This window comes from Nocardia sp. MH4 (genome assembly GCF_019266065.1).
In the GTDB taxonomy this organism is placed as follows: Bacteria; Actinomycetota; Actinomycetes; order Mycobacteriales; family Mycobacteriaceae; genus Nocardia; species Nocardia canadensis.
The window spans coordinates 32216-53037 of sequence record NZ_LPNR01000079.1; the positions used below are offsets into that span (position 1 = coordinate 32216).

Annotated in this window: 17 protein-coding genes and 1 pseudogene; 4 read left to right on the forward strand and 14 right to left on the reverse strand. The window is 69.6% G+C overall.

Annotation, left to right across the window (positions count from 1 at the left end; genetic code table 11):
* Positions 1 to 31 precede the first annotated feature (31 nt).
* The gene (locus tag ATM97_RS08365) at positions 32 to 970 is read right to left on the reverse strand and encodes a YafY family protein (protein ID WP_218717379.1); all 939 of its coding nucleotides are present in this window, start codon (positions 968 to 970) and stop codon (positions 32 to 34) included.
* Positions 971 to 1060: 90 nt separating this feature from the next.
* Here ATM97_RS08365 and ATM97_RS08370 point away from each other — a divergent pair, with 90 nt between their 5' ends.
* Complete coding sequence (locus tag ATM97_RS08370; RefSeq protein WP_218717380.1) at positions 1061 to 1483, forward strand: VOC family protein; 423 nt, start codon at positions 1061 to 1063, stop codon at positions 1481 to 1483.
* Positions 1484 to 1487: 4 nt separating this feature from the next.
* On the opposite strand, the gene ATM97_RS08375 is transcribed toward ATM97_RS08370, so the two are convergent.
* Positions 1488 to 2288, reverse strand: a complete 801-nt coding sequence (locus ATM97_RS08375) for an HAD hydrolase family protein (RefSeq protein ID WP_218717381.1) — start codon at positions 2286 to 2288, stop codon at positions 1488 to 1490.
* 96 nt (positions 2289 to 2384) lie between these two features.
* Positions 2385 to 4631, reverse strand: a complete 2247-nt coding sequence (locus tag ATM97_RS08380) for an Hsp70 family protein (RefSeq protein ID WP_218717382.1) — start codon at positions 4629 to 4631, stop codon at positions 2385 to 2387.
* 525 nt (positions 4632 to 5156) lie between these two features.
* Between ATM97_RS08380 and ATM97_RS08385 the strand changes: the two genes are divergently transcribed.
* Positions 5157 to 5918, forward strand: coding sequence for an SDR family oxidoreductase (locus ATM97_RS08385; protein ID WP_218717383.1), 762 nt, complete (start codon positions 5157 to 5159; stop codon positions 5916 to 5918).
* A 66-nt stretch (positions 5919 to 5984) separates the two neighbouring features.
* Here the strand turns inward: ATM97_RS08385 and ATM97_RS08390 are convergent, their stop codons facing one another.
* The 8 genes from ATM97_RS08390 to ATM97_RS34990 form a co-directional block, all read right to left on the reverse strand.
* On the reverse strand, positions 5985 to 7571 hold the full coding sequence (locus tag ATM97_RS08390; protein WP_218717384.1) for an FAD-dependent oxidoreductase: 1587 nt from the start codon (positions 7569 to 7571) through the stop codon (positions 5985 to 5987).
* Between the two features lie 12 nt (positions 7572 to 7583).
* Entirely contained in the window at positions 7584 to 8597 is a 1014-nt protein-coding gene (locus ATM97_RS08395; RefSeq protein ID WP_374104839.1) for a diiron oxygenase, read from the reverse strand.
* A gap of 317 nt (positions 8598 to 8914) precedes the next feature.
* Positions 8915 to 10312: an FAD-binding oxidoreductase gene (locus tag ATM97_RS08400; RefSeq protein ID WP_218717385.1), complete on the reverse strand. Its 1398-nt coding sequence runs from the start codon at positions 10310 to 10312 to the stop codon at positions 8915 to 8917.
* A gap of 172 nt (positions 10313 to 10484) precedes the next feature.
* On the reverse strand, positions 10485 to 11480 hold the full coding sequence (locus ATM97_RS08405; RefSeq protein ID WP_218717386.1) for a sulfate/molybdate ABC transporter ATP-binding protein: 996 nt from the start codon (positions 11478 to 11480) through the stop codon (positions 10485 to 10487).
* Positions 11477 to 12283: a sulfate ABC transporter permease subunit CysW gene (gene cysW / locus ATM97_RS08410; RefSeq protein ID WP_218717387.1), complete on the reverse strand. Its 807-nt coding sequence runs from the start codon at positions 12281 to 12283 to the stop codon at positions 11477 to 11479. Before cysW ends, ATM97_RS08405 begins: the two co-directional genes overlap by 4 nt.
* Positions 12280 to 13131 (reverse strand): sulfate ABC transporter permease subunit CysT, encoded by an 852-nt coding sequence (gene cysT / locus ATM97_RS08415; RefSeq protein WP_218717398.1) that lies wholly within the window; start codon positions 13129 to 13131, stop codon positions 12280 to 12282. The genes cysW and cysT overlap by 4 nt, the downstream gene beginning before the upstream one ends.
* 92 nt (positions 13132 to 13223) lie before the next feature.
* Positions 13224 to 14276 (reverse strand): sulfate ABC transporter substrate-binding protein, encoded by a 1053-nt coding sequence (locus tag ATM97_RS08420; RefSeq protein WP_218717388.1) that lies wholly within the window; start codon positions 14274 to 14276, stop codon positions 13224 to 13226.
* Positions 14277 to 14489: 213 nt separating this feature from the next.
* A complete protein-coding gene (locus ATM97_RS34990) occupies positions 14490 to 14579 on the reverse strand; it encodes an Ms4533A family Cys-rich leader peptide (protein ID WP_019045829.1) in 90 nt (29 codons plus the stop codon).
* Between the two features lie 74 nt (positions 14580 to 14653).
* Between ATM97_RS34990 and ATM97_RS08425 the strand changes: the two genes are divergently transcribed.
* Positions 14654 to 15703: a M48 family metallopeptidase gene (locus tag ATM97_RS08425; RefSeq protein ID WP_218717389.1), complete on the forward strand. Its 1050-nt coding sequence runs from the start codon at positions 14654 to 14656 to the stop codon at positions 15701 to 15703.
* 81 nt (positions 15704 to 15784) lie between these two features.
* Here ATM97_RS08425 and ATM97_RS08430 read toward each other — a convergent pair whose 3' ends face one another.
* Positions 15785 to 16048 (reverse strand): hypothetical protein, encoded by a 264-nt coding sequence (locus ATM97_RS08430; protein ID WP_218717390.1) that lies wholly within the window; start codon positions 16046 to 16048, stop codon positions 15785 to 15787.
* 107 nt (positions 16049 to 16155) lie between these two features.
* Here ATM97_RS08430 and ATM97_RS08435 point away from each other — a divergent pair, with 107 nt between their 5' ends.
* Complete coding sequence (locus ATM97_RS08435; protein ID WP_218717391.1) at positions 16156 to 18123, forward strand: glycoside hydrolase family 15 protein; 1968 nt, start codon at positions 16156 to 16158, stop codon at positions 18121 to 18123.
* A 4-nt stretch (positions 18124 to 18127) separates the two neighbouring features.
* Here ATM97_RS08435 and ATM97_RS08440 read toward each other — a convergent pair whose 3' ends face one another.
* The gene (locus ATM97_RS08440; RefSeq protein ID WP_218717392.1) at positions 18128 to 19930 is read right to left on the reverse strand and encodes a GTPase; all 1803 of its coding nucleotides are present in this window, start codon (positions 19928 to 19930) and stop codon (positions 18128 to 18130) included.
* A 60-nt stretch (positions 19931 to 19990) separates the two neighbouring features.
* Positions 19991 to 20822 (reverse strand): annotated as a pseudogene (locus ATM97_RS08445) (hypothetical protein); the annotation flags it as partial.

Below are 20822 nucleotides of genomic sequence, written 5' to 3' on the forward strand. Positions count from 1 at the left end.
CGGCGGCGCGTCCCGCCGGCACCACGGACGCTCAGCTGTTGCCGCGCACCAGCTCGGTGCCGAGGGCGACGAGCTCGGCCCGGACTTCCGGTGGCCCGACGACTTCGACGTCGGCGCCCCAGCCCGCCAGTTGCCGGGCGACCATCTTCGCGGTGTCGGCGGTGACGCTGGCCTGGACCCGGCCGTCGTCCACCGGCCCGAGCAGGGTGCAGTTGCGGCCCTGCTGATCGGCCAGGATCGGCGCCAGTGTCGCCGACACCAGTACCGTCGCGGCGACGGCGGCCCGCCGCTGCTCCATCCGGGTGACGATCCGCGCCCATTCGGCCGAGAGGTCGAAATCCGCGGGGCGATCGGCGGTCTCGTCGAGGACGGTGACCGCGCCGACCCGGTCCAGCCGGAAGGTCCGGCGACCACGCTCGGTGCCCGCGATCAGGTACCAGACCGTTTCCTTCTCCACCAAGCCCCACGGATGCACCACGCGGACGGTGCGCTCCCCGGCCCGCGAGTACTCCATCCGGACCTGCCGACGATCGACCACTGCCCGTTGCAGCAGGGGCAGAACCGCGGGGGGTTCGGGATCCGGTCGGCCCCAGCGGGCGGGATCGACGACGACCGCGTCGGCCGCCGCGGCCGCGTCCGCCCGGAAGGTCTGCGGCAGAGCCCGCACCAGCTTGCGCAGCGCGGACTTCACCTCCGGCGCGGCCTGCGCGGCCGGACCGGCCAGCAGGAACAGCGCCCTGGTCTCGCCCGCGGTCAGGCCGGACAGATCGGTGCGGGCACCGCCGACCAGCGACCAGCCACCGCCACGGCCCGCCTGGGGATACACCGGGATACCCGCAGCCGACAGTGCCTCCAGGTCGCGGCGGGCAGTCGCCACCGAGACCTCCAACTCGGTGGCGACCTCGGCGGCCGTCACCCGGCCACGCGCCTGCATCAACAGCAGGGTGGCCACCAATCTGTCCGCTCGCATACTCGTGATTCTGCCCAACAAAGTGCTCATTCGGTGAGCACTTTGCCTGGCAAAGTCGTTCTCACCACAACGACGACATCGGGAGCAGACATGCTGCAGGGAATGGCGACCACCACCTACTACGCCGACGACCTCACCGCCGCCAAGGACTGGTACACCGAGTTCCTCGGCCTGGCCCCGTATTACGAGGTGCCGGGCGGCTACTACGAGTTCCGGGTCGGGCCGATGCAGGCCGAGCTCGGCCTCATCAACCGCGCCTACGCGCCGGCGGGCGCTCGCAACGCACCCGGTGGCGGCGGTGTCGTGTTCTGGCATGTCGACGATCTCGCCGCCACCTTCGCCCGGCTGCTCGCGCTCGGGGCCACCGAGTACGAGCCGATCACCGAACGCGGCGAAGGCGCGGGGTTCGCGACCGCGGCGGTGCTCGATCCGTTCGGCAATGTCCTCGGGATCATGAGCAATCCGCACTTCGTCGCGATGACGGCCGCGTCGAGGGCGGCGGCCTCCGCCTAGCCCATCAGGCGGCGAACCAGCGCTCGAGGACGGTGGCGACACCGTCCTCGGTCACGTCGCCGGTCACCTCGTCGGCCAGGGCGAGCACCGAGTCCGGCGAGCCCGCCATCGCGACGGAATGCGCGGCCCAGCGCAGCATTTCGCGGTCGTTGAAGCCGTCGCCGATGGCGAGAGTGGCGTCCGGCGCGATGCCGAGCGCGAGCCGGAGTCGTTCCAGCGCCCAGCCTTTGGAGACACCCCGGCGCGATACCGTGACCCACGGCCCGAATTCGCCGTGCACCCACGAGGCGTCGGGCACCTCCAGCGAGGCGAGCAGGTGCAGCATCTCCTCGATGGTGCCGCCGGGCCACCAGCCGTTGAGTCGCGGAGTCGGTGCGCTGCCCAGCATCTGATGGTCGACGAGCAGGAACTCACCGATGGAGAACTCTCCCGGTCCGTGTCCCGTCGCCCAGGTGCCCTCCCCCACTCGCTCGGCCGCGAAGACCATGTCCGGGAACAGCGCACGCAAGGCGTGGATGGCGGGTGCCGGGTCGAACGACTGCACCGCGACCGGCTCGCCCCGCGCCACATCGATATGCACGGCGCCGTTGGAGCACAACGCGTGTCCTTCGGTGAGCCCCAGTTCCTTCAGCACCGGCCGCGTGGTCAGCAGGGTGCGCCCGGTGGTCACCACCACGTGCGCCCCCGCCGCCACCGCGGCCGCCACTGCCGCCGAGACCCGCGCGCTCACTTCGAACCCCGTCGCCAACAGGGTTCCGTCTACATCGAGCGCGATCAGTTTCGGCGCTCCCCCGAGTAATGCCATCTGCCCATTGTGCCCGCCCCCACCGACACCCACCCGAGAATTCACCAGCCCTACCAGCCACGATCAAGGGACAGGGGTGGACGGGTCAGCCCGGGGTCAGCGGCGCGAACCACCGCCGCCACCGCCGCCACCGCCGCCACCACCGCCGGCGCCGCCACTCATGCCACCGCCCTTGGACCCGCCGGAGGACGCGCCGCCGCTGGAAGCACCACCGCCCGAGGCACCGCCGGACGAAGCTCCCCCGGACGAGGCTCCGCTGGAGGCCGCGCCTCCGGACGAGGCCCCGCCGCCGGACGAGGCGCCGGACCCGCCGCTCGAGGCGCCACCACCGGAAGCAGCACCGCCCGAGTCACTTCCACCGGAAGCACCCCCGCCCGAAGCACCCCCACTCGACGCGCCCCCACCCGAGGCACCCCCGCCCGAAGCACCGCCACCGGAGTCACCGCCGCCCGCGGCACCGCCACCGGACGCACCACCACCGGAATCACTTCCGCCGGAAGCACTTCCGCCGGAAGCGCCACCACCGGAGGCGCCGCTGTCGGAGCCACCGCCGGACGCACCGCCGGTGCCACCGCTGGAGGTGCCACCGGTACCGGAGCTGTCGGAGCCGCCGGTGGTTCCACCGCCGGAAGTGCTGCCGCCGGTGGTGCCGCCGACGGTCGAACCGCCTTCCGTCGTCCCGCCGGTCGTGCCACCCGTGCTGCCGCCGGTCTCGGTGCCGCCGGTCGTGCCGCCGGTCGTGCCGCCGGTCGTCGCGCCACCGGAAGGCGCTGTGCCCGTGTCGGTTCCGCCGGTGGGTGCCGAGGCGCCGGTGTCGGTGGACGGCGCGGTCGTACCGCCCGGCGTCGACGGGTCGGTACCGGGAGTGGTGGCGCCGGGCGCGGTCGGTGTGCCCTGGGCAGGCACCGAGGGAGCATTGGGCCCGGAACCGGTGATGGGGCCACCTCCCGGGATATCGCTCGGCGCGGTCGGCACATTCGACGGTTGCGCGGGGGTACCGAGCCGGAAAGGCAGCGGGTTGATGAAGCGCGCCGGATCACCGTAGGTCGACCGCGCGAGAAGCGGTGAACGACACTCCTCGCTCGTGGTCTGACGGTCCGATCCGCCGCGTTCGCCGCCGTCAGCGGTCTTGCCACGGGCCGCGTTGGCGGGGGCGACGATCCTCTCGTACGCGCTCTGCGCGATGGCGGCGCCGGCCACGCGGACCCGGCCGGTGATCGGGTCGACAGCGCCGAGCAGGCTGCTGTTCTGCGCGGCGACGAGGTCGGCGCTCATGTCGTAGAGCAGGGCTTCGGCGGGCGCGCCCAGGGCCGGGAACCGGTCGAGCACCGGGGTCAGACCCGGGTCGAAGGGACTGCCGAACACCGTCATCGCCGACATGGCGAGCGCGGAAACGACCGCCGCGCTGGAGAACACGGCGACGTGCGGCGCCGAGGGACCACCCTGCTGCACCGGCGCGAAGGTCCGAGCCGCGAGCGCGGCGGCGCCTGCGGCGACCACCTGACCCGGATCGGCGACGGTGACCAACGGGACGCCGAGTTCGGCCAGCGTGCGCGCGACCTCCGGCGGCCGCGAGGCACCGCCGACCACCAGGATGCGCGAGAGATCGGCCAGGCGCAGACCTGCCGCCGCCACGGTCTTGCTGACCAGCGGGAAGGTATCGCGGATGTGTTCGGCGCGCAGCGCGTCGGTGTTCACCATCGAGGTGAGCGTCGGCGCCGCACGGCCCACCTTGCCCGACCCGGCGTAGCGGGCGACCATCTCACCGAGCGGCTTGCCGCCGAAGTCGGTGGAGCGCACCGGGGTTCCCACCATCGGATGGTGCGGCCAGTCCGGCCCGACGCGCAGCACGGTCAGGTCCAGGCTGTTCGCGCCCAGGTCGTAGACGAGCACGAAGCCCGGCGCCAGCGGACCCTGGTCGGCCTCCAGCCATTCGGCCGCGGCGACCGGCTCCGGCGCCAGGAGCACCTGACCGGCGCCCGCCAGGTGCAGCGCCTGTCCGAGCAGCGCGACCTGCTTGTCGGAATACACTGCCGGATAAGTCAATACGGCACCGGCGGCCGGTTCGGCCAGTTCGATCAGGCCGGTGACCACTGCGGCGATCAAGTTGGTCGCCGAGAAGAAGCGACCACCGATCACCATCGGCTCCGGCTCGCGGCTCAGGTCCGCGAAATCGGTGATCGCCGAAGCGAATTCATTGATGGCTCCGATGCGGGGCCGACCCGCGTCGTCGAAGGTGAGTGCGGTACGCCGTGTGCGCACCGTCGGCTTGGTCGGATCATCGGCCACCACCGCCGAAATCGCATTGACCGTACCGATGCTTAAGCCCAGACCTCTGGTCATGTATTTGCTATCCCGTCAACGCACCGTGACCACGTCCAGCACGCGAGCGCACCATGTGGCCGCGGTCGTCTTCCAAACAGCTCGCACAGATTAACCGGCCCAAAGCCGAATTGCTGCCTGATTGATACGAAACACGTGACCTTTGGCCCTTGTTAGGGGATCTTCCCAGGTAAGCCGGTATACGGACAGACGTCCAGTCCCCTGAACGTTGCCAAAGCTACTGACAGACTCCGAGATACAGCTACTTGCGAGTAATCAACTTGGGCGCCTGCTGAATACATTCCTACGGTCTGTTTCAGGCCGTGATTAACGCACTTACCGACTGGTAATCAATTCTTTTCCCGCCATCAGCATTAAGCCATTCGCCGAATTCGGGTGCCACATACCGAAGTACACGCCAAAAGCTATGACGCGTCAACGTCACGGCCGATACCCGCCAGCGCCCGCCCGGCGGCCGCGGTTGACTCGAAGCACGGAGTGACACCGAGTCGTGCTCCGAAATGCCAGGGAGAGAAGGGAATAGCGATGTCCACTCGTTTCGCCGACCAGGTCGTCCTCGTCACCGGCGCCGGTTCCGGCATCGGCAGGGCGGTCGCGCTGCGGGTCGCCACCGAAGGCGCCGCGGTCGTGCTCGGCTCGCGGGGCAAGGATCAGGGCGAGCGGGTCGCCGAACAGATTCGAGCGGCCGGCGGCCGGGCGTTGTTCGTGCCCACCGATGTCACCGTCGACGCCGATGTCGAGCGGCTCACCCAGGCGGCGCTCACCGAGTACGGCAGGCTCGACGCGGCGTTCAACAACGCGGGCGCGGTCACCGCGTTCGGTGGGGTGGCCGAGATCGACGACGCGTCCTGGCGCGCCGAACTCGACCTGAACCTCACCGGGGTGTTCCACGGGCTCCGGCACCAGGTGCCGGCGATCACCGCTTCGGGCGGCGGCGCGATCCTGAACAACGCCTCCAACCTCGGCGTGGTCGGGATGGCCTCGGTGGCGCCGTATGTGGCGGCCAAGCACGGCGTCGTCGGTCTGACCAGGTCGGTGGCGCTGGAGACCGCGGCGGCGGGCGTACGGGTGAACGCGCTGGTCTCCGGCGCGGTCGACACCCCCGCCTTCCGTGCCTCGATGGGCGCCACGCCCGAGGGCGAGGCCGCGATCGCGGCGCTGCACCCGATCGGGCGGATCGCCCGGCCCGACGAGATCGCGGCGCTGTGCGCCTTCCTGCTCAGCGGCGAGGCGTCCTTCGTCACCGGGGCGGCGGTCACGGTGGACGGCGGCTTCACCGCCCAGTAGGACGCCGAAGGCCCGCCGCGTCGTTCCCAGACGACGGGGCGGGCCTCGGCGCTGTCGCCGGTCGCGTCAGCCGCGAGCCAGCAGGCGCTTGATCGGTCCCCCGTGGGGCGCCGCGGCGCCACCGGCGCGCGCCTGGGGTCGGCGGGCACGCACCAGCCGGTCGAACTCCTGCGCGTCGCGCGCCGGCGCGCGCAGCTTGCCGGCGTTGAAGTCCGCGGCCAGCTGCTGCACCGTCTCCTGCGCGCAGGACTTGTTGGTGCCGATGAAGCCGGTCGGACCACGCTTGATCCAGCCGGTCACGTACGTGCCGGCGACGACCTCGCCCCCGGGCGCGGTCAGCACCCGGCCCTGCTCGTTCGGGATGACGCCGCGAGCGTCGTCGAACGGCAGATCCTTGGTCGGCACCCCTCGGTAGCCGACCGAGGTGAGCACGACACCCGCTTCCAGCAGATCCGTGTCCCCGGTCGCCACCGCACTGGTGCGGCCTTCGGCGTCGGTGACCAGCTCGTTGCGCTCGACCCGCACTCCGGTCACCGTGTCGGTACCGAGGATCTCCACCGGCGAGGACAGGTAGCGGAACACGATGCGCTTACGCTCACCGAACGGACGCCGCGCGACGCTGTGCAGCAGACGCAGCTTCTGCTCGACCTTGTACGGCAGCTCGGGGGTCACCTCGGGCAGCTCACCGTCGATCGCGATGTCGATATCGGCGGCCAGCAGGCCGACGAACTCGGGCACCGTGAAGGCCGATTCCGCCGGGCCACGACGACCCAGGATCACAACCTCTTCGATCTTGCTCTCGCGCAACGCCTTCAACGCGTAGGGCGCGATGTCGGTGTCGGCCAGGGTGGCCGGGTCGACGGTCAGGATGCGGGCCACGTCGAGAGCGACGTTGCCGTTGCCGACGATCACGACGCGCTTCTGGTTCAGGTCGAACCGGTCCTCGGCGTGGTCGGGGTGACCGTTGTACCAGGCGACGAAGTCGGTGGCCGACACGTTGCCCGGCAGGCCCTCACCCGGAATGCCCAGCTTGCGATCCGCCGACGCGCCCACGGCGTAGATGACGCCGTGGAAGTACTCCAGCAGCTCGGCATGGCTGACGTGGGTGCCGATCTCGACGTCGAGGTAAGTACCGAAGTCCTCCTGCTTCGACATCACGTCGAACAGATCGGCGACCTGACGGGTGCGCTTGTGATCGGGCGCGACGCCGAGCCGGGCCAGACCGTAGGCCTGCGGCAGCCGGTCGAACATCGTGACCGAGACACCGGGCTGGGTCAGCAGCTCGTCGGCGGCGTACATCGCCGACGGGCCCGACCCCACGATGGCGACGCGCAGCGGCGAACGCTGCGTGTCGATCGCGGGCGGCATCACCGGGCGAGCCAACGTCGGCCGGTCCCGCTGCACGCGGTAGAAGTCGGCGTTGATCTCGATGAAGGGCTTCTGCTCTTCGGTCAGCTTCTTCGAGGAGGTGATCGCGTCGACGGGGCACGCGGTGGCGCAGGCGCCACAGTCCACGCATGCCGCCGGATCGACGTAGAGCATCTCCGCGCTGAGGAAGTCCGGCTCATCCGGGGTCGGATGAATGCAGTTCACCGGGCATGCGTAGACGCACGAGGCGTCACTACAGCATGACTGGGTAACGACGTATGGCATATCGCTATCGTCTCAGGCCGCGTGCTTGGCGGAGCGCTTGGGCTCCGAGCGGTAACGGCTGGACGGGCCGTCGATACCGAGCAGCTTCCACACTCGCTTGGCGATCGGGTTCATCAGACCGATCTCCTCGGCGAGCGCACGCACGTCGATGAAGTAGTCCGCGAAGACCTGCTTGGCCTCCTTGGAACCGTAGAACAGCTCCTTGCGGACATCGGCGGGCATCTCGAACTGCTTGAAGAAGGTCTTCGGCGGGGTCGCGATGGCCCGGCCGAGCACGAACATGACGATCGGCATGGCGACCGAGAGCACGAACTTGTTGACCGCGGGCTGCGCCGGGACGTTCTTCTTCAGGAACTCGTGGGCGAAGGAGATGTGGCGAGCTTCCTCGGCCACGTGGATCGCCATCACGCCGCGCATGATCGGGTGGATGTCGTCACCCGAGCGCAGGATGTCCTTCTGGATGTGGTCGATCGGCTCTTCGCCGGCGAGCACGGCCATGAAGAAGAAGTTCGGGAACAGCGCACCGGCCGGGGCGGCCAGGTGGCGCAGCTGACGCACGAGCGGGTTCATGCCCGGCACGTCGGCGACGCGGTTCACCATCTCCTGGAACATCAGAGTGTGGTTGTGCTCTTCGATCATCTCGTGCGAGCAGTACCGGAACTCCGGGTCGTTGTTCTTCAGGTTGAAGATGTGCTGCATCATGCCGATGATCAGGATGGCCTCGAACTGCAGGCCGACCTTGGCGACATTGGCCTGGCGGACCTTGCCGATCTCGATCTTCTTGTCCAGCGGCAACGCCTGGTACCAGGGGTGGCGGCCGATCGGGTCGGCCGAGGTGACCAGAACCCAGCGCTCGGGCTTGTAGTTCGGGTCGAACTCGGGGTTGTCCCAGTCGATGTCCTCGAACGGGTCGAAGTGCCGGTCGACCGACGCCTCGGACAGCATCAGCAACTTTTCGGCGTACGCCTGAGCCTCCGCGACTACGGGATCGACGTCAGGGGTGGTGGGCGCAGACATCGTCGTCACTGCCTCTCCTCAAGGGACGTTTACTGTTTCCAATAGTTACACCTACGAGGAGTCACGTCAACTCCCCACCTCTCCCGATTTCCCGTGTTCGGCGCGCCGAACCACCGCCAGGAAAAGCTACTCACCAGTAAAAATGGTTCTACCTGTGACACTGCGTCATGCACAGTTCGCCGGTGGCCGCGGCGGCGTCGAGAAAATTCGTGCGGCCGGATCCGGCGATTCGCCGGACGGACCGGCGGTACCGGATATCGTGCGCGGCCGCTGCCCGGATGACCGCGCCGCGCACGGCCAGCGAACGGCCCGTCCCAGCGCCCCGCTCAGGGCGCGGCGGGGGTGATGTTCGCGTTGTGCCGGAACACGTTGTCCGGATCCCAGGTGGCCTTGACCGTGCGCAGCCTGCGGTACTTGGCGCCGTAGCTGACGGCGACCTGCTCCCGACCCGGGTCGGCCAGGAAGTTCACATAGCTGCCGTCGCCGCGGGCGAACGGCCGCAGCTCGTCCCAGAACTCGCGCACCCACTCCCGCTCCGCGGCGAAGACGGCGGGGTCGGGGCAGGACGCGGAGATGTTCACCAGCACGCCGGGGTCGCGGGAACCGCCGAACGCGGTGTTGCCCTCGGGCACGTCACAGAACCGGCCGCACAGGGGCATCGACGGCATCACCGACAGCGGCGAGTGCTTGCGCGGATACTGCTCGACCATCACCTCGGCCACCGCGGCATCGATGCGGTCCAGGTAGAGCGACTTCTCGTAGGCGAAGGTGCCCCACGGCGCGATGCCGTCGAAGAGCTGCTGCAACGCGGCGTAGGGCATCTCCGCGACCAACTCCCAGGCCGGAGTCGGGGTCAGCGCGCGCAGCGGGGCGACCGCGTCGGCCAGGTCGTTGGCCGACCTGTCGCCGGCGATACCGACCACGAAGCCGGGCACGCCCTGCCAGTGTTCGGGCACGAACGGGGCGGGCGGGCAGCTGATCGCGTTGATCGTGCCGCAGTGCCGGGCGGGCAGATCCATCAGCACGGCCTGCCCCTCGACCAGCGGACCGACCGCCTCCGACGGCGGCCACCACAGCAGCGCGACCTGCACCATCGGGCCGAACTCGTGCAGTGTGAACTCGAAACCGGTGACGATCCCGAAATTGCCGCCGCCCCCGCGCAGCGCCCAGTACAGGTCCTGGTTCTCCTGCATCGACGCCGCGACGACGTGTCCGTCGGCGGTCACCACCTCCGCGGCCACGAGGTTGTCGCACGACATCCCGAACAGCGGGGTCAGCCAGCCGAGACCGCCACCCAGGGTGAGCCCGCCGATGCCGGTGTCGCTGATGAAACCCCCGGTCACCGCGAGGCCCTGCCGGTTGGCCATGCCGTCGAGCTCGGCCCAGGTCGCGCCGCCACCGCACCGGGCACGCAGGCGCACCGGGTCGACGAGCACGCTGTCGAGCTTGCTCAGATCGAGCATCACCGCGCCGTCGGCGACCGCGTGCCCGGCGTAGTTGTGGCCGCCGCCGCGCACCGTGAGATCGGCGCCACCGGCCCGGATCGCGGCGACCGCCTCGGCCACTTCGGCGGTGTCGGCGGGTCGCACCACCGCGAGCGGACGACGATCGATGGAGCCGTTCCACACCGCCCGCGCCTCGTCGTACCCCGCGTCCGCGGGCCCGATGACCTGCGCCCTGATCGAGCGCCGTAACAGATCTACGCTGAACACCCCGGTCGACATGACGTCTTCCTCCGGTCCGGGCGTTCTCGCCCAGCAGTGCCGACCCCCAGGTCCCCGACCACGGTCGACGCGACCCGCGCACACCCCTGGCGCGGGTCCCGCCCGGTTCGGTGCGGCCGCACCGGATCCCATCGTCTCACCGGGTGCGCGCGGGCAACAGGGGTCCCCGGTCTCAGCTCTGCGGCAGATCCGGAATCCGGGTGGCACGGGCGTAGACGGTCTCGCCCTCGCTCAGATGCAGGGCGGCCGCGTCACCGCGGGTGACCTGCGCGGCGAACTGATCACCAGTCGCGGCATTGCGTAGCTCGAGGCGGACCTCGAACCCGAGCCGCACGATCCGCTCCACCGTGGCCCTGGTGATGCCGGCGGACTCCGCGGTGCCTTCGTGCTCGGCCATCGCCATGCTCGGATCGCGCCCGATCCGGATATCGTGCGGCCGGACGAGGTGACCGTTGAGCCGGGCCACCGCGCCGAGGAACGACATGACGAATTCGTTCGCGGGCCGGTCGTAGACGTCCTCCGGAGAGCCGATCTGCTCGATCCGCCCCTTGTTCATCACCGCGATCCGGTCGGCGACGTCGAGCGCTTCTTCCTGATCGTGGGTGACCAGCACCGTGGTCACGTGCACCTCGTCGTGGAGCCTGCGTAGCCACTGACGCAGATCGGTGCGCACCTTGGCGTCGAGCGCGCCGAACGGCTCGTCGAGCAGCAGCACCTGCGGATCGACGGCCAGCGCGCGGGCCAGCGCCATGCGCTGACGCTGACCACCGGAGAGCTGGGCCGGGTAGCGGTGCTGGAAACCGTCGAGGCCGACGATGCCGAGCAGTTCGTCGACGCGCTTGTCGATCTCCTTCTTCGGCCGCTTGCGGATGGTCAGGCCGAAAGCGACGTTGTCGCGCACCGTCATGTGCTTGAACGCGGCGTAGTGCTGGAACACGAAGCCGATGTCACGCTTCTGCGGCGCCACGTGGGTGACGTCGTTGCCCGCGATCGAGACGATGCCCGAGTCCAGCGACTCCAGACCGGCGATCGAGCGCAGCAGCGTCGACTTGCCCGACCCGGACGGGCCGAGCAGCGCGGTCAGCTCGCCGGAAGTGATGTCGATGCTGACATCGTCGAGAGCGGCGAAGGAACCGTAGTTCTTGCGCGCGTTGGTCACGGTGATCATTCGGTGCCCCGCTTGCGTTCGAGGAGAGTCATCAGGAGAAGAACAACCAGCGCCATACCCATCAGCAGCGTGGCCGCGCTGTAGGCGCCGAAGGTGTTGTGGTCGTTGATGTAGCGACCGTGCACCAGCAGGGTCAGCGTCTGCGACTTGCCGGGCAGCGCGGTCGAGACCATGATCACCGCGCCGAACTCGCCCAGCGCGCGGGCCACGGTGAGCACGACGCCGTAGGTCAGGCCCCAGCGGATCGCGGGCAGGGTGATCCGCCAGAAGGTCTGCCAGCGCGACGCGCCGAGAGTGGCCGCGGCCTGCTCCTGATCGTCGCCGATCTCGTGCAGCACCGGCTCCACCTCGCGCACCACGAACGGCAGCGTCACGAAGATGGTCGCGATCACCATGCCGGGCAGGCTGAAGATCACCTTGAAGCCCAGGGATTCCAGGCCACCGAACCAGCCGCCCGCACCCCACAGCAGGATCAGCGACACACCGACGACGACCGGCGAGACCGCGAACGGCAGGTCGACGATGCCCTGCACGAGGCTGCGCCCCGGGAACTTGCTCCGCACCAGCGCCAGCGCCGTGATCACCCCGAATACGACGTTGAGCGGCACGACGATGGCCACGATGATCATCGACAGCTGGAACGCCGAGATGGCCGCTGGCGTGGTGATCGAGTCCAGGAAGGCGCCGATCCCCCGCTCGAAGGTGCGCCACAGGATGATCGCCAGCGGCAGCACCAGCAGTACGAACAGATAGCCGAGGGCGACCGTGCGCAGCGAGAGCCGGGTGAACAGGGACAGCTTCATCGGGCCGCCTCTTCCTTGCGGGCGGTGCGCTCGGCGAGCAACCGCAGCACGAGCAGGCTGGCGAAGGAGATCGCCAGCAGCGCGACCGAGACCGCGGCGGCGTTGACCGGACGATCCACCTCGATCTGCTGCTGGATGTACTGCGAGGTCATCTGCGTCTCGCGCGGGATGTTGCCGCCGATCAGCACGACCGAGCCGTACTCGCCGATCGCCCTGGCGAAGGCGAGGCCGCCGCCGGAGATGATCGCGGGCGCCAGCGTCGGCAGCACGATGCGGCGGAAGGTGACCCAGTTGCTCGCGCCCAGCGAGAGCGCGGCCTGTTCCACTTCCTTGTCGACCTCGATCAGCACCGGCTGCACCGACCGTACGACGAACGGCAGCGTGACGAACGCCAGCGCCACCACCAGGCCGGGCTGGGTGGCGTTGAGGTGGATGTCGATCGGGCTGTTGGGGCCGTAGAGCGAGAGCAGCACGATCGAGGCGACGATCGTGGGCAGCGCGAACGGCAGATCGATCAGCGCGTTGACGATGCCCTTGCCGGGGAATTCGTCGCGCACCAGTACCCAGGCGATGAGGGTGCCCATCACGACGTTGAGCACGGCGACGACCACCGAGACCCCGACGGTGATGCGCAGCGAGTCCAGGGCCGCGGGCGCGGTGACCGCGTCCCAGAAGCCCGACCACCCGTCCTCGAACGAGCTGACGGTCAGTGCCGCCAGCGGCAGCAGCACGATGACGCTGAGCCAGAGCACGGCGACGCCGATGCCGACCGGGCCCACCGAACCGGTCACGCGCAGCCACGACCGGCGGGGCCCACGCGGGGCGGGCACGGATTTCTCCAGTTTCACGGCGACGCCGGGATCGGAGGTTGCTCCGGTCCCGGCGTGCCCACTGCTGTCAGTCACAGTTGTCCAGTATCGCGTGTGTCTTGGGTCACGAGTTACTTGGTCGCCTTGTCGTAGATGACCGCGACCTTGCCGGTGCCCTGCGCGAACAGGTCCTTGTCGACGGCCTTCCAGCCACCGAGGTCATCGATCGTCCACAGCTTGGCCGGGGTCGGGAAGTCCGCGGCGAACTCGGCGGCGACCTTCGGATCGACCGGACGGAAACCGGCCTGCGCCCACGCCTTCTGGCCTTCCGGGGTGAACAGGAAGTCACGGAAGGCGGTGGCCTTGGGCAGGTTCTGGGAGTTCTTCAGGACCGCGACCGGGTTCTCGATCTTGAAGGTGGTCGGCGGGTTGATGTGCTCGATCGGGTCGCCGTTGCGCTCGGAGAAGATGGCCTCGTTCTCGTAGCTCAGCAGCACGTCACCGGTGCCCTGCAGGAAGGTCTCGGTCGCCTCGCGGCCCGACTTCGGCTGCACCTTGACGTGCTCGGGCGAGATCAGCTGGGACAGGTAGTCCAGGCCGGCCTGCTGGTTCTTGCCGCCGTCGCTCTTGGCCGCGTAGGGGGCGAGCAGGTTCCACTTGGCCGAACCCGAGCTGAACGGGTTCGGGGTGACGACCTCGATGCCGGGCTTGAGCAGATCGTCCCAGTCCTTGATGCCCTTGGGGTTGCCCTTGCGTACGACCAGGGTCACGACCGAGCCGAAGGGGATGCCCTTGCTCGCGTCGGCGTTCCAGTTCGACTCCACCAGGCCCGCGTCGACGAGGCGGGTGATGTCGGGCTCGACCGAGAAGTTGACGACATCGGCCTCGGCGCCGTCCTTGACCTTGCGCGACTGGTCGCCCGAGGCGCCGTAGGAGGCCTGGATCTGCACGCCCTTGCCCGCGTCGGTCTTGTTGAACTCCGGGACGACCTTGTCGAAGCCCGGCTTCGGAACGGCGTAGGCGTACAGGTTGAGGGTGCCCCCGCTGCCGTCGGCCACGGTAGCGCCGCCATCGGTCGAGTCGCTGGCGCCACCGCCGCAGGCGGTCAGGGCGACCGCGGCGACAGCAGTGACAGCGACGGCGGCGGCGCGACGGCGCGAGCCGATCCAGGTGTTGCGAGACATCGGGGTGAACCTTTCGGGAAAGGACCTGCGGCGCAACGTCTTTCGCTGCGGCAGGGAACGCTCTTGTCGATCGGTAGACCTGTCGTGCAGGGAATGAGCACGACAGTTGGCGCGACTCGGGCCCACTGGCCCCCGGAGTTCGGACGACGACTGCGAAGGAAAAGCGCGCGCCAGTCTACTGGGCAAGTACGCGCAGACGAGTCCGGTGGCCGATCATCGACAGAGGATGTCCGCGACCGCGAGGTTGCCGACAGCGATCAACGCCAGCTCATGGCGGATCTGCGGGGCGACACTCGACGACACAGGCAGACTGTAGCAGATTGCGACATGATGATTCGACTCGACGAGAGTTCCACACCCAGGGGGAATTTCACACCATGACCATGGCACCAGACCGCGTTCGCGTGCGGTTTCCCGAGATCAGCACCCGTACGTGGGAACATCCGGCCGATCGCACGGCGCTGGTCGCGCTGCGAGCCCTGACCGGATTCGACACGGTGCTGAAGGCGCTGTCGAGCCTGCTGCGCGAGCGCCAGCACCGGTTGCTGTACCTGGCGACGGCCGTCCGGGTCGACGACCGTCAGTTCCGCACCCTGCACCAGTTGCGGGCGGATTGCGTGGGTGTGCTCGACGCGCGGTCGACGCCGGAGATGTACGTCCTGCAGGACCCGACCGTGAACGCTTTCACCATCGGCATGGACCGGCCGTTCATCGTGCTGACCACGGGCCTGCTCGATCTGATGGACACCGAGGAACTGCGCTTCGTCATCGGCCACGAGCTCGGGCACGCGCTGTCCGGGCACGCGGTGTACCGCACGATGCTCCTGCATCTGCTGCGGCTGTCGGCCTCGATCGGCTGGATGCCCGGCGGCGGGTGGGCGCTGCGCGCGATCGTGGCCGCGCTGATGGAGTGGAGCCGCAAGTCGGAACTGTCCGGCGACCGGGCCGGACTGCTGTGCTGCCAGGACGTGGGGGCCTCGGTGCGGGTGCACATAAAGACCGCGGGCGGCACCTGGCTGTCGGAGATGAACCACGGCGCGTTCCTCGACCAGGCCGACGACTACCTGCGCTCGGGTGACCTGCGCGACGGCGTGCTCAAGCTGCTGAACCTGGAGCTGCAATCGCACCCGTTCTCGGTGCTGCGCGCGGCCGAGCTGCGCCGCTGGATCCAGTCCGGCGACTACGACCGCGTGCTCGGGGGCACCTATCCGCGGCGCGAGCACGACCGCAACGCCACGATCACCGACGAGGTGAAGCAGGCCGCCCGCAGCTACCGGGAGTCCTTCGATCAGTCCGACGACCTGCTCGTGCGCACCGTGCGTGACCTGGGCCGCGATGTCGGCGCGGCAGTGAGCACCGTCGGCCAGGAAGTCGGCCGGACCGTCTCGGACCTGGGCAAGCGCTTCGACGACTGGCGCCGGAACTAGCGCGTCAGCGGGTGAAGAACCACGCGATGACGACGAGGACGAGCAGGGCAACCAGCGCGAGCTGAACGCGAGAACGAGGCATCAGCGGGCACCGCTGCCGACCGTCGGGCGCACCGGCGCGGCGGCGGTGACCGGCACCGTCGTCGCGGCGACCGGCGCCGACGGCTCGTGGCGATCGCCGCGGCCGAGCAGGCGGAAGACCGCGCGCAGGGCGCGGTCGAGCACGAAGGCGATGGCGAAGCTGATCGGGACCATGCCGACCAGCACGACCAGGAACTGGGGGATGAAGGGCAGCCCGGCTACCCAGAGTTCGAAGCCGTCCCACCAACCTGCGATGCGTTGCACGCCGACCAGACTAGTCGGTCGGCGTGAACGGGCGAATTCCGTCGCTGTGAGCGGCGCGTCAGCGCCGCACGGTGGACGACTACGGTGCCGCGCCCCGATGATGGGGTATGGAGTCTCCCAGTGCCGACAGCCTGCCGATTCTGAGTCCGGTCTCGTCCAGTGGCAGTCGTGGCGCGTTCCCGCCGATCGACGACTACGCATTCCTGTCCGATTGCGAGACCAGCTGCCTGATCGCCAACAGCGGTTCGGTCGAGTGGTTGTGCGTGCCACGCCCCGACTCCCCCAGCGTCTTCGGCGCCATGCTCGACCGCAGCGCCGGGCACTTCCGGATCGGCCCGTACGGCAAGAACGTGCCCGCCGAGCGGCGCTACCTGCCGGGCGGAATGATCCTGGAGACCACCTGGCAGACCGAGACCGGCTGGCTGATCGTGCGCGACGCGCTCGTGCTCGGGCCCTGGCACAACAACAACCAGCGGTCCAAGACCCATCGCCGCACCCCGATGGACTGGGATGCCGAACACACCCTGCTGCGCACGGTCAAATGCGTGAGCGGGACGGTCGAGCTGGAGATGAGCTGCCAGCCCTCGTTCGACTATCACCAGGGCGGCGCGACGTGGGAGTACACCGGCAAGGTCTACGAACAGGCCACGGCCAGGGCCTCGCTCGACCCCGACGCCGGACCCGCGCTCGTCCTCACCACCGATCTGCGCCTCGGCCTCGAGGGCCGGGAGGCTCGGGCCCGCACCCGAATGTCCGAAGGCGACGAGGTGTTCGTCGCGCTCACCTGGTCGGAGCTGCCCGCGCCCGCCACCTTCGCCGAGGCCGCGCAGAAGATGTGGGCGACCGCCGAATGCTGGCGGCGCTGGATCACACTCGGCGATTTCCCCGACCATCCCTGGCGGGGCTACCTGCAGCGCAGCGCCCTCACCCTCAAGGGCCTCACCTACGCGCCGACCGGCGCCCTGCTCGCCGCGGCCACCACGTCCCTGCCGGAAACCCCAGGTGGACATCGCAACTGGGACTACCGCTACACCTGGGTTCGCGATGCGAGCTTCGCCCTGTGGGGCCTGTACACCCTCGGCCTGGACCGGGAGGCCAACGACTTCTTCGCCTTCCTCAACGATGTCACCACCGGCGACAACGGCGACGCCCTCCCGCTCCAGGTGCTCTACGGCATCGGCGGCGAGCGCCGCATCACCGAGTACGAGCTGCCCAACCTGTCCGGCTACGACGGCGCCACCCCGGTCCGCGTCGGCAACGCCGCCTACGACCAGGACCAGCACGACATCTGGGGCACCATGCTCGACGCCGTCTACCTGCACGTGAAATCGCGGGGGCAGGTGCCGGAATCGCTGTGGCCGCTGCTGGAACGCACCGTGCACGCGGCGATCGCGAACTGGCGTAAGCCCGATCGCGGGATCTGGGAGGTGCGCGGCGAACCACAGCACTTCACCTCCTCGAAGGTGATGTGCTGGGTCGCCCTGGACCGCGGCGCCCGGCTGGCCCAGCTGCACGGGCAGCACACGCGCGCGGCGGAGTGGTTCGATATCGCCGAGCAGATCAAGGCCGACGTGCTCGAACACGGGGTGAACGACGAGGGCGTGTTCACCCAGACCTACGGCGGCGACACCCTCGACGCCTCGCTGCTGCTGGTGGTGCTGACCCGCTTCCTGCCGCCCGACGACCATCGCGTGCGCGCGACGGTGCTGTCGATCGCGACCCGGCTCACCGTCAACGGCCTGGTGCTGCGCTATCGCACCGACACCACCGACGACGGCCTCGACGGCGAGGAGGGCACCTTCACCATCTGCTCGTTCTGGCTGGTCTCGGCGCTGGTGGAGATCGGTGAGCTGGAGCGGGCCACCCACCTGTGCGAGCGCCTGCTCGGACTGGCCAGTCCGCTGCGCCTCTACGCCGAGGAGATCGACTCCCGCACCGGACGGCACCTGGGCAACTTCCCGCAGGCGTTCACCCATCTGGCGTTGATCAACGCGGTCACCCACGTCATCCGGGCCGAGGACTCACGCAACGCCGGCCAGTTCCAGCCGGCGCACACGCCGACGCACCGACCCTAGCCGGTCAGTACGCGAGCCGTTCGGCGCGTTCCCGCAGACCGGCGATGGTCCGCAGGCCCGCGTCGATCTCGGTGATCCGCAGTTCGCGGTGGTCGCCGTAGCGCAGGCCGGTCTCCTCGGCGGCGCGCAGCGCCTCGTCGGCGGTACGGCCCACCTCGGCGGCGATCTCGGTGTAGTGGTCGCGCAGGACCCGCTGCAACGTGCGCAGCCGGTTCCGGGATTCCTTGCCCACCTGGAAGATCACGTCGTCGGCGAGCCGGGCGACGGCGACCTTGGCCTCGGCCTGCCTACGCTGCTTGCGATTACGGCGGTCGTCCCACAGCGCGTTCACGCCCAGCAGCACGCCCGCGCCCGCCGAGTACCAGTTGACCAGCGACATCCCGAGCAGGCTGGTGGCCAGACCGACCATCAGGATGCCGCCGTAGGAACCGCGCAGGGCCGACAGCGCCTGCTGTCCGACACTGGATTTCGCGCTCTCCAGCGTCTCCAGCGACTGCACCGGCTCGAGCACGTCGCCGGGGTTGGTCAGGCGCAGTTCGGGCAGCGGCGGGGTGCGGTTGTCCGGCGGGAACTTCGCGGCGACCTGTTCGGCGAGCTCGACGGCGCGGTAGTGCGCCATCACGAAGTTCTCCTCGACGGCCTCGCAGATCCGCGCGTCGAGTTCGGTCGCGAATTCGTTCCACTTGCGGGCCGGGTCGGTGCGCGAGATCTCCGCCTCGGCCTCGCGCACGAGCGTGCGCAGCCGATGCCGCAGATCGTGTTCGATGTCGGCGCTCAGCTCGGAGCTGCCGTCGACGAGGGTGACCTGCCAGGTCGCGGTGCGCTGGCGCAGCTGATCGGCCGCAGTCCTGGCCGCCGCCAGCCGCTGGGTGATCTCGGCCCGGCTGCGCGGGTCGCGCAGGGCGTCGGCCTCCGCGCGCAGGGTGAGCGTGAGCTGATCGGTGACCAGGGCGATGTCGCGCACCGCCGCCGCCACGGCCACCGAATCGGCCCGGGCGACAACATAGTCGTGCAGATGATCGATGAGTTGCGGTACGCCGGACTCGATGTCGCGCTGCTGATCGCCGCTGTCCTGCGCCTGTCGGTGCATCACCGCCGAGACGGGCGCGACGGCGAAATTGAGGCCCGCGCCATCGAGCAGCGCGCGGTTGCGGCGCTGGGTCAGCGACCAGTGCGGGTTGCGGTCGATCTTGGTGAGCACGCACACCACCGACGGACACACCTGCTCGACCCGGCGCAGATAGTCCAGCTGCGCCTCGGTCAGCTCGGCGGCGGCGTCGGCGGCGTAGAGGACCACGTCGGCGGCGGCGATCATCGACCAGGCCGCGCTCTCGTGGGCGGACGCGCCGGGGGCGTCCATCACCACCAGGCCGTCGGCGAGCAGCGGGCTCGGCTCGGCGAATTCGGCGCGCAGCACCCCGAGGGCGGTCAGCGCGGGTCCGGGATTCAGCGGGTCGACCGGCACCCGCTCGACACGGCCGCGCTGCGCCGACTTCACCAGCGTCGCGGCCGGTTTGGGCCCGTACTCGACGATCACGGGCACGCTCGGCTTGCCGTCGGTGGCGCTGACCGGGGTGCCGACCATGCTGTTGACCAGCGTGCTCATCCCGGCTTGTGGTTCACCGACCACGACCAGACGCACCCGCGGATCGCTCAGCCTGGCTCGCACCATGCCGAGCCTGGCGTCGAGGTCGTCACGACCGCCCGTGCGGACCAGTTCCCGCAGTTCGTCGACCAGGGAAACGACCGGAGCCATCACATCCGGATGCTTCACCGTCGCGGCCTGCAGTCCGGCAGCGGCTGACAACCTGTTCCTCACTCTCGTTGCATGAGTCCGGCCGAGACGCTGGGACCAGACGTCGTCGTGTCAGACGACGAAGTCATACCCATGGTGCTCGACGGGAAACCCGGCAGCCAGATGATCGGCGCCACCCACCCCGGTGTCGAACAGTCCAGCCGAGACGCCATGGTAGCCGTCGTCGGTGTAGCTGATGTCGGCGGCGATCGGCTTGGTGTCGATGACCGGCGGTTTCACCGGGACCTGGGTCGGCTGCACGGTGACCACCGGCGGCGGGGTGACCACGGTCGGCGGATCGATGTCGACGGTCGGCTGCTTGGTCGGCATCGTCGGCTGGTGGGTGGGCGCGGTCGGCTGCTGGGTGGGCACCGTCGCGGTCGGGTGCGATCCGGTCGGGTCGGGCACGTCGACGGTCGGGGTGCTCGCCCCGGTCGAGGGCGCCGTGACGCCGCCGGTGGTCCCCGGCTTGGTGACGACGTCGTCCGGGACCGTCGGCTTGGCCGGGCCGGTCGCGGCGGTCGGCGGCACGGTGACCACCGCCTTGGTCGGGTCCGGCAGCTGGGCCGTCGGCTTGGGCAGCTCGGGCAGCTTCACCGTGGTCGGGGTGTCGATGTCGACGGTCGGCTGCTGGGACGGCACGGTCACCGGGACGGTGGTCGGGGTATGGCCACCGGTGATGTCCGGCACGACCACCGGCTTGGTCGGCGTGGTCGGCGCGAACAGCGCGGGCACGGCGGCCGCGGGCGCGGTCAGCGGCGAGGTGGCGGCGCCCGCCCCACCGAAGACGTTGGCGATCGGGGTCGACGCGGCGTCGGGCTGGATGGTCGTCTGCAGCGGCGTGCTGACCACCGGGTTGACGGCCACCGGCGCGGGCGCGGCGGGCGCGACCGGCGCCGGAGCG

Coding starts and splice junctions, on each gene's coding strand:
- ATM97_RS08365 (WP_218717379.1), bottom strand. CDS start 970: ATGCGAGCGGACAGATTGGTGGCCACCCTGCTGTTGATGCAGGCGCGT.
- ATM97_RS08370 (WP_218717380.1), top strand. CDS start 1,061: ATGCTGCAGGGAATGGCGACCACCACCTACTACGCCGACGACCTCACC.
- ATM97_RS08375 (WP_218717381.1), bottom strand. CDS start 2,288: ATGGCATTACTCGGGGGAGCGCCGAAACTGATCGCGCTCGATGTAGAC.
- ATM97_RS08380 (WP_218717382.1), bottom strand. CDS start 4,631: ATGACCAGAGGTCTGGGCTTAAGCATCGGTACGGTCAATGCGATTTCG.
- ATM97_RS08385 (WP_218717383.1), top strand. CDS start 5,157: ATGTCCACTCGTTTCGCCGACCAGGTCGTCCTCGTCACCGGCGCCGGT.
- ATM97_RS08390 (WP_218717384.1), bottom strand. CDS start 7,571: ATGCCATACGTCGTTACCCAGTCATGCTGTAGTGACGCCTCGTGCGTC.
- ATM97_RS08400 (WP_218717385.1), bottom strand. CDS start 10,312: ATGTCGACCGGGGTGTTCAGCGTAGATCTGTTACGGCGCTCGATCAGG.
- ATM97_RS08405 (WP_218717386.1), bottom strand. CDS start 11,480: ATGATCACCGTGACCAACGCGCGCAAGAACTACGGTTCCTTCGCCGCT.
- cysW (WP_218717387.1), bottom strand. CDS start 12,283: ATGAAGCTGTCCCTGTTCACCCGGCTCTCGCTGCGCACGGTCGCCCTC.
- ATM97_RS08420 (WP_218717388.1), bottom strand. CDS start 14,276: ATGTCTCGCAACACCTGGATCGGCTCGCGCCGTCGCGCCGCCGCCGTC.
- ATM97_RS08425 (WP_218717389.1), top strand. CDS start 14,654: ATGACCATGGCACCAGACCGCGTTCGCGTGCGGTTTCCCGAGATCAGC.
- ATM97_RS08435 (WP_218717391.1), top strand. CDS start 16,156: ATGGAGTCTCCCAGTGCCGACAGCCTGCCGATTCTGAGTCCGGTCTCG.